General features: G+C 37.1%; 10 protein-coding genes. All 10 read right to left on the reverse strand.

Features of this window, described 5'->3' with window-relative positions; genetic code table 11:
* Nucleotides 1-247 precede the first annotated feature (247 nt).
* Nucleotides 248-1,297, reverse strand: coding sequence for an MFS transporter (locus DB891_RS13715; RefSeq protein ID WP_116764152.1), 1,050 nt, complete (start codon nt 1,295-1,297; stop codon nt 248-250).
* Nucleotides 1,298-1,412: 115 nt separating this feature from the next.
* Nucleotides 1,413-3,005 (reverse strand): magnesium transporter MgtE N-terminal domain-containing protein, encoded by a 1,593-nt coding sequence (locus DB891_RS13720; RefSeq protein WP_116764153.1) that lies wholly within the window; start codon nt 3,003-3,005, stop codon nt 1,413-1,415.
* Nucleotides 3,006-3,103: 98 nt separating this feature from the next.
* The gene (locus DB891_RS13725) at nt 3,104-4,579 is read right to left on the reverse strand and encodes an MFS transporter (protein ID WP_116764154.1); all 1,476 of its coding nucleotides are present in this window, start codon (nt 4,577-4,579) and stop codon (nt 3,104-3,106) included.
* 556 nt (nt 4,580-5,135) lie between these two features.
* Nucleotides 5,136-6,662, reverse strand: coding sequence for a glycosyltransferase family 39 protein (locus DB891_RS13730; protein WP_116764155.1), 1,527 nt, complete (start codon nt 6,660-6,662; stop codon nt 5,136-5,138).
* A 55-nt stretch (nt 6,663-6,717) separates the two neighbouring features.
* Nucleotides 6,718-7,320 (reverse strand): GNAT family N-acetyltransferase, encoded by a 603-nt coding sequence (locus DB891_RS13735; protein WP_116764156.1) that lies wholly within the window; start codon nt 7,318-7,320, stop codon nt 6,718-6,720.
* A 559-nt stretch (nt 7,321-7,879) separates the two neighbouring features.
* Nucleotides 7,880-9,403, reverse strand: a complete 1,524-nt coding sequence (locus DB891_RS13745) for a carboxypeptidase-like regulatory domain-containing protein (protein ID WP_116764157.1) — start codon at nt 9,401-9,403, stop codon at nt 7,880-7,882.
* A 389-nt stretch (nt 9,404-9,792) separates the two neighbouring features.
* Entirely contained in the window at nt 9,793-10,743 is a 951-nt protein-coding gene (locus DB891_RS13750; protein ID WP_116764158.1) for a TIGR01212 family radical SAM protein, read from the reverse strand.
* A 207-nt stretch (nt 10,744-10,950) separates the two neighbouring features.
* Nucleotides 10,951-11,958, reverse strand: coding sequence for a GTP 3',8-cyclase MoaA (gene moaA / locus DB891_RS13755; protein WP_116764159.1), 1,008 nt, complete (start codon nt 11,956-11,958; stop codon nt 10,951-10,953).
* Complete coding sequence (gene moaCB / locus DB891_RS13760) at nt 11,948-12,862, reverse strand: bifunctional molybdenum cofactor biosynthesis protein MoaC/MoaB (RefSeq protein WP_116764160.1); 915 nt, start codon at nt 12,860-12,862, stop codon at nt 11,948-11,950. The genes moaA and moaCB overlap by 11 nt, the downstream gene beginning before the upstream one ends.
* Nucleotides 12,863-13,005: 143 nt before the next feature.
* Nucleotides 13,006-13,452, reverse strand: coding sequence for a molybdenum cofactor biosynthesis protein MoaE (locus DB891_RS13765; RefSeq protein WP_116764161.1), 447 nt, complete (start codon nt 13,450-13,452; stop codon nt 13,006-13,008).
* Nucleotides 13,453-13,467 lie beyond the last annotated feature (15 nt).

Genomic DNA, 13,467 nt, shown 5'->3' on the forward strand with positions numbered 1-13,467 from the left:
GACAAACGCCATATATAAATACATATAAATTTGCCAGTTAATCTTTTAAATTTAATTGTTTTTTATCATAGAATGCGCTACTTCGGTAGCTAGCTTCTATCCCTCACGCGGTCGTAATCAACATCAGTTTTCAATAAAAACATTTAGTTCTTTCAAAATCACTCACCCTATTTTCAATCTTCTTTCTGAAATCTGAAATCTACCTTCTTTATTCCATACTCTTTTTTCTAATTTCTAACTTTCAAAATCATCCAAACAAATTTCCGCCTTTCAGCCTAGCCTTCAAATGCGCTTGAGCCAATCGGGATCTTTTTCCCTCAGGGCTTAAATCCAAGTGTGATGTTCCGTCTTCGTGCGTAAAATCAAAACCCAATTGTTCAGTTACGGTTTTCAAATCTTGAATATGAAGTTTTGTGGCAAACTCCTCTCCGGTATGCGGGCAAACCGCCATTCCCATTTTCATTCCTTGCTTCTTGTAAATATGTGCTCCAATTTGAGCCGGACGCTGAATGATATGGAAAAACTTTCCAAACGGAATCCAAATCAAAAACATAATTACCGTAACGGCGTGTAATACCGCCAAGAAATCAAACGCAAATCCTTTCATAAATTGATACGAATACGTCAATCCCAATCCCGTTACCGAAATCGCTATCAACAAAATAAGTGGCAACAAATCGCCCTCAAAAGATTGTGTGGCAATCAATCCTGGATTCGTCAAACGTCTTCTTAAATAATACAGTGAACCAAAAATCACCAAGTACGAAGACCAGTTCAAAGCGTGGAAAGTCAAAAAGGCGATTATAGAACCCAATTCAAAATCCATTACTTTAAATCCAAAAAAGTAGGCTTCATATGTAGAAATCGTGTTGGGAGCCATCGCAAAATGAATCCACCCAAAGGTAAGCGGAATGGTAATCAAAAATGCCGAAGTACATCCCACCGCAATCATAAAATGCGCCACCCAACGGTATTTCCCTCTTGGATAAATAAACTTCTGAAAAGCAATATTCTCTACGGTCTCTTTCGTGGCAAACCAAAAATGCGAAAACACTTTTCCAGTTACCAAATACGTAATTCCACGTTTGAAATAAATCCAAGTAGGCGGTCTTTGCAACCAAACCGAATAGCGGTATACAATTCCGAAGAAAGCAAACACGGTCCCGAACAAATAAGTCACCAGTGCCGCATCAAAATTCTGTAATTTTCTGGAACCAAAAAAAACAAGAGCAATCATAAAAATGGAAAGTCCCGTTGAAATCAGTAAGGCTTTGGTGTTATAGGTTTTGTTTTTCATTATTTGATATTATTTTGAAAACACAAACTGTTCTCATTTATTATTTTTAATTCCGATAGCGTACTTGCAGCTACAAATACGCTAGCGGAATTAATAAAATTTGATCAATAAACAATTAACTTGGTTTCTCACATCCTTTACGGTTGTAAAACCACCAGTTGATAACTGTAGCTAAGATAGTAAAAACAATCAAGCCAAAAAAGAATTGATTTACAGTTCCGTTTGCTGAAATGTTATTCCCTATTAATTTAGAAAAGATAAACGGTCCAAAAGCAGCAATAGCGGCAGTCCAACCAATTACTCCAGCTGCCTGACGTTGGTTCTCTGCAAAAATGATAGGGTATTGTCTAAAAGTCCCCGCGTTACCAACACCCGTAAAGAAGAACATAGCCAAAATTACTCCCACAAACAGCGGAAACTGATCCATACTTGTAGGCGCAACCAATCCTTGAGTCACTAAGATAATGGCTCCTGCCAAAATCCCCAAACCGGTGATAGTTGTGAGTATTGCACCTCCCACTTTATCGGCCACAAAACCAAAAGCGATTCTGCTGGCAGAACCAATCAGTGGACCATAAAAAGCATATACCAACGGATCCGGAGCATTTGGAAAATCTCCATATAAAAATTTAATCATCAATGGAAATGCTGCCGACATACCAGCGAAAGTTCCAAAAGTCATAACGTAGGTAATCGTACAATACCAAGTGTGTTTGTTTTTAAAAATATCCATTTGTTCTTTTATAGAAGCTTGCATCGGAATACTTCTCAAGTAAAACCAACTGATAACAGACAAAATCAAAAGGAAAGGAATGTACCAAAAAGCAGCCGATTGGATGTAGATCTCTTTGTTTTTTACCGCCGTATTGTCGGGGCTGATTTTGTTTAATATTTTCTCAGCCAATTTTGGATTGGCATTGGCAATGGCTTTTGATTTTGCTTTTAAGGGCAATGCAGCAAAAATAACGGCATTATCGGTAGCATGAGTAGCCGCCGTAACCGAATCCAATACCGGTTTTTTTACATTCGATAGAATTTTAGTTTGCACTTCGGCATCCAAAGTAGCAAATACTTCTTGTTGTTTTTCAATGGTTGAATTTTGAAAAACGGTAAGCGTTTCTTTCGGGTCAATACTGGTAAAAACCGATGCCGCTCCATAAATACTCACACTGATGATCAGCGGTGTTATGAACTGTGCTAGAGAAACCCCAAAATTCCCAATCCCCGCTTGTATTCCCAAAGCGGTTCCTTTGAGTCTTTTCGGAAAAAACAAACTCGTACTTGGCATATAGGAAGAGAAATCTCCCCCACCAAAACCACAGGCAAAAGCCAAAACGGCGAATACCCAAAACGGTGTATTAGTATCCATCACGGCAAAACCAATTCCGATAACTGGAATCAATTTAATGAAAGTAGCAAACGCCACCACATGTCGCGTTCCAAAAATTGGCAATATAAACGTGTGTATGATTCTTAAAAAACCGGCCGCCAAACCTGGAATAGCCACCAACCAAAAAAGCTGATCTTTAGAAAACGGAAAACCAAGCCCCGGAAGTTTCACCGCAATCACACTCATCATAAACCAAGAGGCAAATGACAAAATCAAAGATAGTGTTGTAATTGTTAACGTTTTCCAAGCAATTTTACTTCCTGTGTTTTCCCAGAATTCTTCGTTTTCCGGTTCCCATTTGTCTAGCCAAGTTTTCATATTATGTGTATTTAATTTGTATTTGATATTGTTTTTTATATTGACATTGAAATTGATATTGCCATTGTCATTGAAATTGTCATTGCCATTGATATTGCTTAATGATTATGCTCAATATCTTTTGTGAAATTCGGTGATTTGATTCTTAGAATTTTGATAATGGTACGGTGCATCCAAAGCAGACAAAGCACGGAAATCACAAAAATGAAGATCCAGGAACTAGTCCAAAGCCCGGTGGAGTTCAGCAGATACCCAAAGATAATTGGCCCTACAAAACCTCCCAATCCGCCTATCAATCCAACCATTCCACCCACTACACCCACTTCATTTGGAAAATATTCCGGTATGTGTTTGAAAACGGCAGCCTTACCAATTCCCCAAGAAATCCCGATAAGGATAACCAACACCAAGTACACCCACATATTGGCCTCAAACTTGATTTGTGTAATTCCTTTGGCTAAAAGTTCTTTCTTTTTTACCTCCTGATTTTGCTGTACCACAATTTCCTGCCATGATTTTTTTACGGGAAGAATCGATTTTATTTCTTTTTCTGAAACCTCTTTAGTGTTTACGCTTTGTGCTTTCCCGTCTATTTTTATTTCAGCAGCCGATATTTCGGTAACTACTCCCGATTTTGCTGCCAAAACACCTGGGCCTGCCGTAAGGATTTCCATTTTTGGAAACATCAATAAAAAGCTGATGACTATAGAAGAACCCAATACCCAATACATCACTTTTCGGGCACCATATTTATCCGACAAATAGCCTCCAAAAGCCCTAATAACTCCTGACGGTAAACTGAACATGGTGGCAAACATTCCTCCCATGACCAATGTTGTTTGATACACATTCATGAAATTGGGCAACAACCATTGCGAATAGGCTACGAAACAACCAAAGACCAGAAAATAATAGGCTCCAAATCGCCAAACACGAACCGATTTTAATGGTGTCAATAGCGTTTTGATATCTTTAGAATCACCTAATGGTTTTTTGTTTTTGGCAAATAGTATAAAAAGAAATCCCATTACTACCAATACAATTGCATAAGTAATAGGCAACATTTTCCAACCGTTTATAGGATCATTTTTGGAGAAATTATTCAATAACGTAGGTGCTACAAAAGTGGTGATGGCGGCACCTGCATTTCCCATTCCGAAAATACCCAAAGCTCTACCTTGCCAATTCTGGGGGTACCAAACCGAAGTGTACCCAATACCCACAGCAAAACTGGTTCCCACTAATCCGAAAAGGAAACTCAATACCGCAAAACTCCAAAACGAATTGGCCAATGGCAATAAAAAAAGAGGAATTGAACAGAGTAATAATAAAGTTGAAAAAATTATTTTGCCCCCATATTTATCCGTCAAAATCCCAATTGGTAATCTAAAAATGGCTCCTGATAAAATTGGAATTCCAAGTAGCCACCCCACCTCTACGACACTCCAATTGAAAATTCCTTTGTCTACGAGATAAGTGACCAAAACACCGTTTAAAGTCCAACAGGCAAAACATACCGAAAAGGCTAAGGTATTTAGAAATAAAATTTTGTGGGATTGAGATAAATTGCTCATATTCTAACTATTCATTTATAAATTCAGTTCAAGTTTCTTCTATACTATAAAGATAAAATAGTCCTTTATTCTTTGATGTAAAATTAATATCTAAAAATAAAATAAAATATGATATTTATCATTTGGTTCTGCTCATAATAAATCCTTTCACAATAACTATTTTGATAATCCATTCCAATTCAATATTGGTTTTGTCTTTCATTTTTAAAAATGTATTGTGATACGTTTTAATAACCGCTCTCTGAGCCCCTGTTATCTCTTAAACCTAGTTACCGCATTAGAATCATAGTAGTTAGCTTTTGAATCGGTAAATTGCCCACCGAAATAACGAATTCCACTGATTCTCACTGATCCTTATTTTTTTATAGGCATTTTGAATTGGTGATAAAAATTCGTATAAATCCGTTTGATCTGTAATCCCGATAGCTATCGGGAGTGGGCTATTGCGTAATCTGGGTACAATCATGAGACCATCTTCATAAGCAAAAAGCTCCGAAACCTTTCGAATTCGGAGGTTGTTTCTTTTAGGCTCATTGAAACCATTTAGTCAAGACGATTAGTTATACTTTTTATTCCGTTCCATTTCGTCTTTTATTCTTTTGTTGACATCCACTTTTGCGCCTCGCAAAACATAAATGGAGATTTCTGGTTCTCTGGCAAACTTATTGATTCTTTTGCCTGCTAAATAAACGGTGTCAAATAATGGAATTTCCTCTTTTCTGTCTTTGTCCTCATCGTCTTCCTCTTTTACTAAAATAACATCTTTAATTTCCCTATCTAACGGTAGCCAATTGATATAGTCGGCATTAAAGGAATGGGCAACCACTTTTTTGTTGGCAGTGTAATAATTGATGGCTCCTGCTTGCCCATAATTGTCACAAAGAATTAAGGTATGATCCAAATTGGGCAATGTTGCAGAAACAGAATCTACTTTCATGGCCAATTCTTTCCAACCCAGCATATCTGCAAAGTCTTGCGGCAACAAATGATCTTTACCATCTTCCCAACGAAGTAAGCCGAATTTCTGGTACTTTTTAGCATGATTCACTATATATTCAGGGCTTTTATTTGGAAAAAAAGCATTGTACATCGGAATAAAAAGCAGTATTGGTATTATAATTAAAACTGGTTGCAAATATCTTTTCCAACCTTCTTTTAATTGATTCCCTATATAAACAGAACCAAAAGAAATATAAATCGGATACAATCCAATCGCATAATAATCTTTGGCTTTGAAATACATAAAGACTACAAGTGTAAACATAATAGTCCAAAAGAACAGTTTGTATTTTTGGAACGGTTTGTACAAAAACAAGGCCAACCATCCCGATACAATCACAAAAAAAGACCCTATAAAAAAGAGTATTTGTGATTTTAAAAAATCCAATCGATCCACATAAACCAACTGCGTATCGGCCAATACCTTTAAATGATGAATCACCGGGAAGTTGTTTCTATATTGCCACCAAAGGTTTGGTGCTATTAATAACAACCCCACAACAAGGGCAACATACAATTTGGGTTGACCAAAGATTTTACGTTGTTCTGTCAATACAAGAGCGGGTATCAAACCAATAATTAGAAAACCGATGTTGTACTTATTTAAAAAACCAAAAGCAAATAGAATCGCTCCAATGAAAAGCCACTTGGTGTTTTCGGTATTGATGTATTTAATTAGGATAAAATAAAAAGTGGTCCAACATAACACATCAAAAGAGTTGGGTTGATACAATGTGTTCAGCCTTAAAAGGGCCGAAAAAAACACACAGGTTGCGCCCAAAACTAAGGCAAACAAACTCCCTTTTAATTCTTCAATGGCCTTCCATACCACCACAATGGTCAAGGCACCAAACAAGGCAGGGAAAAATTTAATCCAAAAAACCGAATTCCCCAAAAGATAAATAATATAGGAAATCCAAGAGGTAAAAGGCGGCACCGATAAATACCCCCAAGCCAAATGATGCGCTTGGTCTAGATGCAAATATTCATCTCGCTGTAAGTCGTAGTCGGCACTTATTAGTGAATATTGCAAAACAAATTTTAGTATGATGAAGCCGAGTAATAGGACTGTTTTTTTTGTCATTGGGTATTATCTATTAAAATCATCGCTAATGTCAGTTCGTATAAATACCACTAAATTAAACTTTTACTACAATTTGTTGTTTTATACTCTCCTTTGCTTTTCCCCATTCAGTATTCAAAATACTATAAAAAGCTGTATTTCTAGGCATTCCATTTGGCTCAATTTTATCTTTCCTTAAAATCCCTTCAAATACACCTCCAATCTTTTCAATTGCCCTTCTAGAACGCAGATTATTATCTTTTGCTCTAAACTGAACTCTATTGGCTTCTAAAGTTTCAAAACAGTAATTTAGTAATAATAACTTACATTCTAGGTTTACTGTTGTTCCCCAAAATTCTTTCATAATCCAAGTAACACCTATTTCTATTTTTTTATCATTAGGGCATATTTCAAGTAATCTTGTAGTTCCAATAATCGTATTTGAATATTTATGAAGTATTACAAAAGGATAAACATTTCCGCTATCCCTTTCATTCAAGGCCTTGTGAAAATTTGGATAAAAAATCTCCTCAACAGAATAATCTACGGATGTTAGCTCCCAGATTTCTTTATTAGACGCAGCAAGAAATAAACTATCTAAATGTGCTCCCTCTAAAGGAAGAAGTTCTACTTCATTACCTTTTAAAATTATAGGATGATCTATCCAATTGTCTTTCATATTTTTTGTTTTTTAAGCTTATCGCTAAAGTTAGTACATCAAAAAAAATTAGATGAACCACTTTTTATTAATTACAACGTAAATATAACAGATTTAAACTACAGTAAAAGTGCTTCTTGCAAAAAGACAAATTTGCAGGAAGTTTAAGAATACTATTGATTGATAAAACAAATCCCCTCGCTTTCCCTAAACATCTTGAGAGCTGCGTGAGGGATAAAAGCTAGCTACCGAAGTAGCGCGTCCCGATAGCTATCGGGAAGCCCGACAGCATTATGGAAAGAGGCCGAATATGCGCAATACAGAATAGGCCTATTTCCATAATGGTGGCACGCCCAAAAATCCTAATTGATTTCTAAATTAGATTGTATTTTGAACCTTGGATGATTCCTCTGCTCTCGATTGTGGAGTCGATGTAATGCTGAATTTGGGTCTTTTTGAGTCCCCAATTTGGTGCGATGAGCAAATCCCTCTGGTGCTCGTTTACAACGAGCGCCAGAGAACTTGAACAAACGAGCGCCAGTAAGATGATTTTTCTATCAAATGAAATCGAAAGCTAATTTCAATTAATAACTTTAAATTGTTTCATTTCTTGTAAAGGTTCGATGGCATTGTAATCTTTCCACATCTTAGGATCATAGGATTTAATAGTTTTAAATTGAAAGTTCTCTTCCTTGATTTTTTCAATTGCTGATGCAGTCGTTTCAGAACGAGACATATTTAGGAATTCAATTTTATTGAGAATATTGGCTTCAATTTTAAAATCAAATGCCAAAACATCTTTTTCGCTATTGGTCAATTCTATAAGTTTTAAAGGTCGATTTAAATATAAGTAATTTCCGTTTTCTGTTGCGGCGTACTGCATGTAGTAACTATCGTCTTCGGCTCTTTTTTTGTAAATTATTGTTCCTTTACTAACATTTTCGGATACTTTAATTCCAAAAAGAAACTTCATATTAAAATTATGCACCTTTTCACCTTCGTCTAGAACATAATCGGTTCTCAGGACGGCATAATCGCTTTCAGAAATATATAATTTGCCCACATACATGGCTTTACTTTTTCGAGGTTTAAAAGTAAGGACATAAGCAAATTCATTTTGATTATTGTAGATCGTGCCTTCCAAAGTATAGTAATAAAGCTCAGGTTTTTGTATAAAATCGAATCTCTTGTTACTTAACAAATTATTTTCATACATGAAGTTGTTAAGATTACTTTTTTCAGCAGTTAATTGATTTTTTGGTTCTTTGTCTTTACCTGGTTTTTTATTGAACTCTTTACGCAATGATATAGTATCCCTTGATCCTATAAGACCGCTCTTTATACGGTAATATTTAGTAGTATCAAGATGTTGTAGCATCAAGTTTTTGGCTTTTTTTTCTAAATCTTCTATAGACGTAGACTCTCCTTCCTTTTTTAAGATAGTGGCTTTTAAAACATCTAATTTTGAGGTAAACACAAACTTATCTGCTTTTTTTGTTTTAACCGAATAGTAATTACAAAGGATATCAGTAAATGACACCGGTGGATGCGAAATTAATTGACTAGAAAAAGTCTGCAAGTCATTGTTGACTTTTGACAAGGCTTGTTTACTAAAACCCGTTGATTTGTTAATCTCCACATCGATTATTGAAGGCTTAAAATAATTGGAGGTTCTATAAAAGAACATTTCTTTTGACCCTTTTTCTCCAGTAGTATAATTTCGACTTAAGTTGGCTTTTACATTTGCCATGATTTCGTAGGCATTCGGTTTTTTATTAGACACCACAACATCATTCAGTTCGTAAATTCCGGGTAATAGTTTTATTGTATAATCGAGCTTTTTCAATTCCCCAACGGTCAGTTTCCTATTAACAAAACCCATATAGGAAACCGTAAGTAGCGTATCATCCTTACTATTGTTTTCAGAGAGTGCAAAAAAGCCTTCGGCGTTAGAGACCAGGTTTTCGGACTCGTTTACCATAATATTAGCATACGGAATACTTTCTCCCGTTGTAGAATCAATAATTTTCCCTTTTGTATTTTGAGCCATTCCAAGCTGGAAGAAAAGCAAAATAAAAAAAACAGTAAAAAAAGTTGTTCTCATCAGTATAATGTTCGTTCATAAACAAGACTAATTTATGGCGGTTTTGTTACAGAATTTAGTAAACTTTTTACCAAGGGGCTTATTTATGAATAAAGTATTAAACATAAAAATAAAAAAAAACAGAAGTATTATTTTAAAAACACTTCTGTTGTAGTGAGCCGAGTTGCAAACGCTACGATTTATCTTTTACTATAACTTAGGTACTCATTGCAAACGAGTACTAGAAAACGCAAACAAACGAGCGCCAGTGAAAGACATTCACGGAAAAGTCGGGAGACTTTTATCGTATTTATGGTTTTTAAGGACTTTTAAAAAAAACAAAGTCATGAGACTTCGCATAGCAGCTACACTTTGCGCAGCTGGGAGAAGGATAAGATTTCTAGGATTCTCTAAATGGGATTGTATTGGGAGCCTTGGATGATGCCCCTACTTTCGATTGTGGAGTCAATATAATGTTGAATTTGAGTTTTTTTTATTCCCCAATTTGGTGCGATGAGCAAATTCCAATCGGAGATTCCGAAGAGGCGTTGGATGACGATATCGGGGCGCAGGAGCGGGATGAGATCGCAAAGCAAATCGGTGTATTGTTCTAAAGTGAAAAGCGGGAACGGGTTTCGCTTGTAATGCACACCCATAATCGAGCCTTCGACGATGTGTAAATGATGGAATTTGACGAATTTTATTTGGGGGAAACGGTTGATTTCGGCAATGTAGTTGAGCATCATTTCGCGGGTTTCCCAAGGGAATCCAAAAACGGTGTGCACACACAAATCGATAGGACTGTCTTTTAATAATTCTACGGCGGTGATGAACTCGGCGTGGGTACAGCCTCGGTTTATTTTCGAGAGTGTTTCGTCATACATCGATTCCATTCCCATTTCGAGGTCGACATCAAATCTATCGCAATAGCTTTCGAGCAAGGCTATTTTTTCGGCATCAATACAATCGGGACGAGTCCCTACCGAAAAGCCAACCACTTCTTCTGGATTGAAAGACAAGGCTCGGTCGTAAATATTTTTGAGATAATCGACGCTGGCGTAAGTGTTGGTGTTGGGTTGAAAATAGACTATGAATTGGTCGGCTTTGTATGATTTTTTGGCACGCTCCATTCCTTGCAGTAACTGCTCTTCGATGGTGGGCGCTTTTCTGGAAATATCGGGCGTGAAGGAATCGGTATTGCAATACGTACAACCACCGTAGCCTTTTAGTCCGTCTCGATTGGGACAACTAAAATTACCGTCTACAATTACTTTGAAAACTTTTTGACCGTTGTATTTTTCACGGAGATGGGTGCCGTAATTGTTGTACCCTTTCTTGCTAGATTCTGTTTCTGCCTTCATCTTGCAAAGGTATTCACTATTATATCGTGCCAACAATGACTTTTGTCAGGAATTTTAAAATGGGTTTTTGTTAAATTAAAAATTTGTTTCGCAAAGTTTCGCAAAGCACACGCAGAGAATCCCAAAGGTTCTGTAAAAACAGTAATAACCTTTGCGAATCTTTGTTTTTTCCGCGAGTCTTCGTGAAATGATTTTCTATTGCTTCACTTACCCCCCAATCTTTATCATACTTCGGTTTTGGGAAAAAAGCAGAGGATTTTGGAATTTAGCATCATCGTCCATTCCGCCGCGCATGGCGTGTTTGGATTTTATGTTTTGAAAGATGAGCGGTTCTATCGATTCTCCTGCTCGTAATATATCGAGCAATGATGTTTCCGTATTCGAAAACAAACAGTTTTTCAGCTTTCCATCGGCGGTTAAACGGATGCGGTTGCAAGTGCTGCAAAAAGGATTGGTCACCGAACTTATTACCGAGAAACTGCCTTTATACGATTCTATTTTGTGATTTTTGGCCGTGTCGTTCGGTTTGTCTTGGGTACGTTCTACGTTTTGTTCACTATAAAAAGTGTTGACTTGCGAAAGGATTTCGGCATAGGATACCAGCTTTTCTTTGTTCCATTGATTGCCGTCAAAAGGCATGAATTCTATAAACCGAATCTGAATGTTTCGGTCTTTGGTCATTTCAATAAAATCGATGATTTCATTGTCATTAAAACCTTTGATAACGACAACATTTAGTTTTACCTGAAATCCATTCACCTCCAATAAATCTAGATTTTCAATTAGTTTTTCAAAATAATTGCGGCGGGTGATTTGGTTAAATTTGTCTTTTTGTAAACTGTCAATACTCACGTTCAATGTGGTAATTCCAGCTTCTTTGAAAGTATCTATAAATTCGTGTACCAGTATTCCGTTGGTCGTCAATGTCAATTCGACACCCAATTTTCCTAATTGTTCAATAATGACTTTGGCATCTTTTCGTACCAAAGGCTCGCCACCGGTCAATCGTATTTTGGTCACACCGAGTTTTACGAAAGTCTTGGCGATGGTAACAATCTCGTCTGCAGTCATCAGATGCGCTCTTGGGGTAAGCGCAATCCCCTCGGCTGGCATACAATACGTACATCTCAAATTACAATGTTCTGTAATCGAAATGCGGAGGTAATTGTGCCCTCTGCCGTGGTTGTCCTGCATTGGATTGGTGTTATTTTCCATGGTTGAAACCATTTAATATTTTGAATAAATGCAATATGGAAGGAAATACAGCATCCATAGATTCGCTGGCGCCTGCTGTCGAACCCGGCAAGGCCATAATCAAAGTATTTCCTTTGAAACCCACCACCGATCTGGACAACATCGCATAAGGTGTTCTGTCCTGCCCGTACGAGCGAATGGCTTCCTCAATACCTGGAATGCGTCGGTCGAGCATTGGGATTATGGCCTCGGGTGTGACATCTCGGTTGGACAAACCTGTTCCGCCAGTGATGATAACCAAATCTTTGTTGGCTAAACATAGTTTGTTTACAGTTTCTTGTATATCAAGAACCTCATCCGGAATGACCGAATAACTCGAAACGCTCAATCCTAGATTCTTGATTTTATCCGAGATTACTTTTCCCGCTCGGTCTTCTTTCTTACCGCTGGAAACAGAGTCCGAACAAACGATTACAGCTACAGATAAATCAAGATTTTCTTTGACTCCATAATCGGATTTTCCTCCTTTTTTATGGAGTAATTTTATGGTCGAAATTTCGACTTGCTTGTCGATGGGTTTTAGCATGTCATACATCGTCAGGGCAACTATTGATGCTCCGTGCATGGCCTCGACCTCAACACCGGTTCTGTAAATGGCTTTGACGGTTACCTTTATCAAAACCGAATCTTCGAGCATTTCATACTCAATTCCGGTAAATTCAATCGGCATAGGATGGCAATCCGGAATGGAATTCGACGTATTTTTTACGGCAAACAATCCCGCTGTTCGTGATACTTCCAACACATCGCCTTTTGGAACGGTTTTGTTCAAAATAGCCTGCATCGTTGCCGGAGAACCTACTTTCACAATGGCTTGCGCCGTAGCGGTGCGTTGTGTGATTATTTTATGGGTGATATCTACCATTACTTATTTTTATTTTATGGGCCACTGATTACACAGATTAAACGGATTTTGGCTGATTGTTTTTACAATATAAAAAATTACATTTCTATATTAAAAAATCTGTGTAAATTCTGTTTCGTCCGTAATATCCGTGGGCTATTTTTTTATGTGTTCTTTTTCCAAGTATACGATTCGTCTTCAAAAATTTCCTTTCCGAAAATGGCTGTTTTTTCTTTTATTTCTTCCACCAAAAACTCCAAGGCTTCGTAAACTACTTTCCTTCTTGGAGCCGAAACAAAAACAAACAAACAAATTTCGCCCGTTTTTACCGTTCCCAAGCTGTGGTAAATGTGCAAACACGAAAGTTCATATTTGGCGAAAGCCGCTTCTCTAATTTCATAGAACGTTTGTTCTGCCATTTCTTCGTAGGCGGTGTATTCAATTGCGGCGACTGTTTTGCCTTCAATCACATCGGCACGAACTTGACCCAGAAAAATATTATGGGCACCAATCGTAGTTTTGCTTTGGTGTTTGGCAATCGAATTTCCAATGAATTCGGATGTTATTGGTCCCTGAATAAAGGAACTTTTCTTTGGTTTATCTGTTGACATATTTTTGTGTTTTGG

It is taken from the genome of Flavobacterium laiguense (assembly GCF_003097655.1).
Classification (GTDB): domain Bacteria; phylum Bacteroidota; class Bacteroidia; order Flavobacteriales; family Flavobacteriaceae; genus Flavobacterium; species Flavobacterium laiguense.

What these genes read in the sequence shown, in the direction of transcription:
- DB891_RS13715 (WP_116764152.1), bottom strand. Translation starts at nt 1,297, where the DNA reads ATGAAAAACAAAACCTATAACACCAAAGCCTTACTGATTTCAACGGGA.
- DB891_RS13720 (WP_116764153.1), bottom strand. Translation starts at nt 3,005, where the DNA reads ATGAAAACTTGGCTAGACAAATGGGAACCGGAAAACGAAGAATTCTGG.
- DB891_RS13725 (WP_116764154.1), bottom strand. Translation starts at nt 4,579, where the DNA reads ATGAGCAATTTATCTCAATCCCACAAAATTTTATTTCTAAATACCTTA.
- DB891_RS13730 (WP_116764155.1), bottom strand. Translation starts at nt 6,662, where the DNA reads ATGACAAAAAAAACAGTCCTATTACTCGGCTTCATCATACTAAAATTT.
- DB891_RS13735 (WP_116764156.1), bottom strand. Translation starts at nt 7,320, where the DNA reads ATGAAAGACAATTGGATAGATCATCCTATAATTTTAAAAGGTAATGAA.
- DB891_RS13745 (WP_116764157.1), bottom strand. Translation starts at nt 9,403, where the DNA reads ATGAGAACAACTTTTTTTACTGTTTTTTTTATTTTGCTTTTCTTCCAG.
- DB891_RS13750 (WP_116764158.1), bottom strand. Translation starts at nt 10,743, where the DNA reads ATGAAGGCAGAAACAGAATCTAGCAAGAAAGGGTACAACAATTACGGC.
- moaA (WP_116764159.1), bottom strand. Translation starts at nt 11,958, where the DNA reads ATGGAAAATAACACCAATCCAATGCAGGACAACCACGGCAGAGGGCAC.
- moaCB (WP_116764160.1), bottom strand. Translation starts at nt 12,862, where the DNA reads ATGGTAGATATCACCCATAAAATAATCACACAACGCACCGCTACGGCG.
- DB891_RS13765 (WP_116764161.1), bottom strand. Translation starts at nt 13,452, where the DNA reads ATGTCAACAGATAAACCAAAGAAAAGTTCCTTTATTCAGGGACCAATA.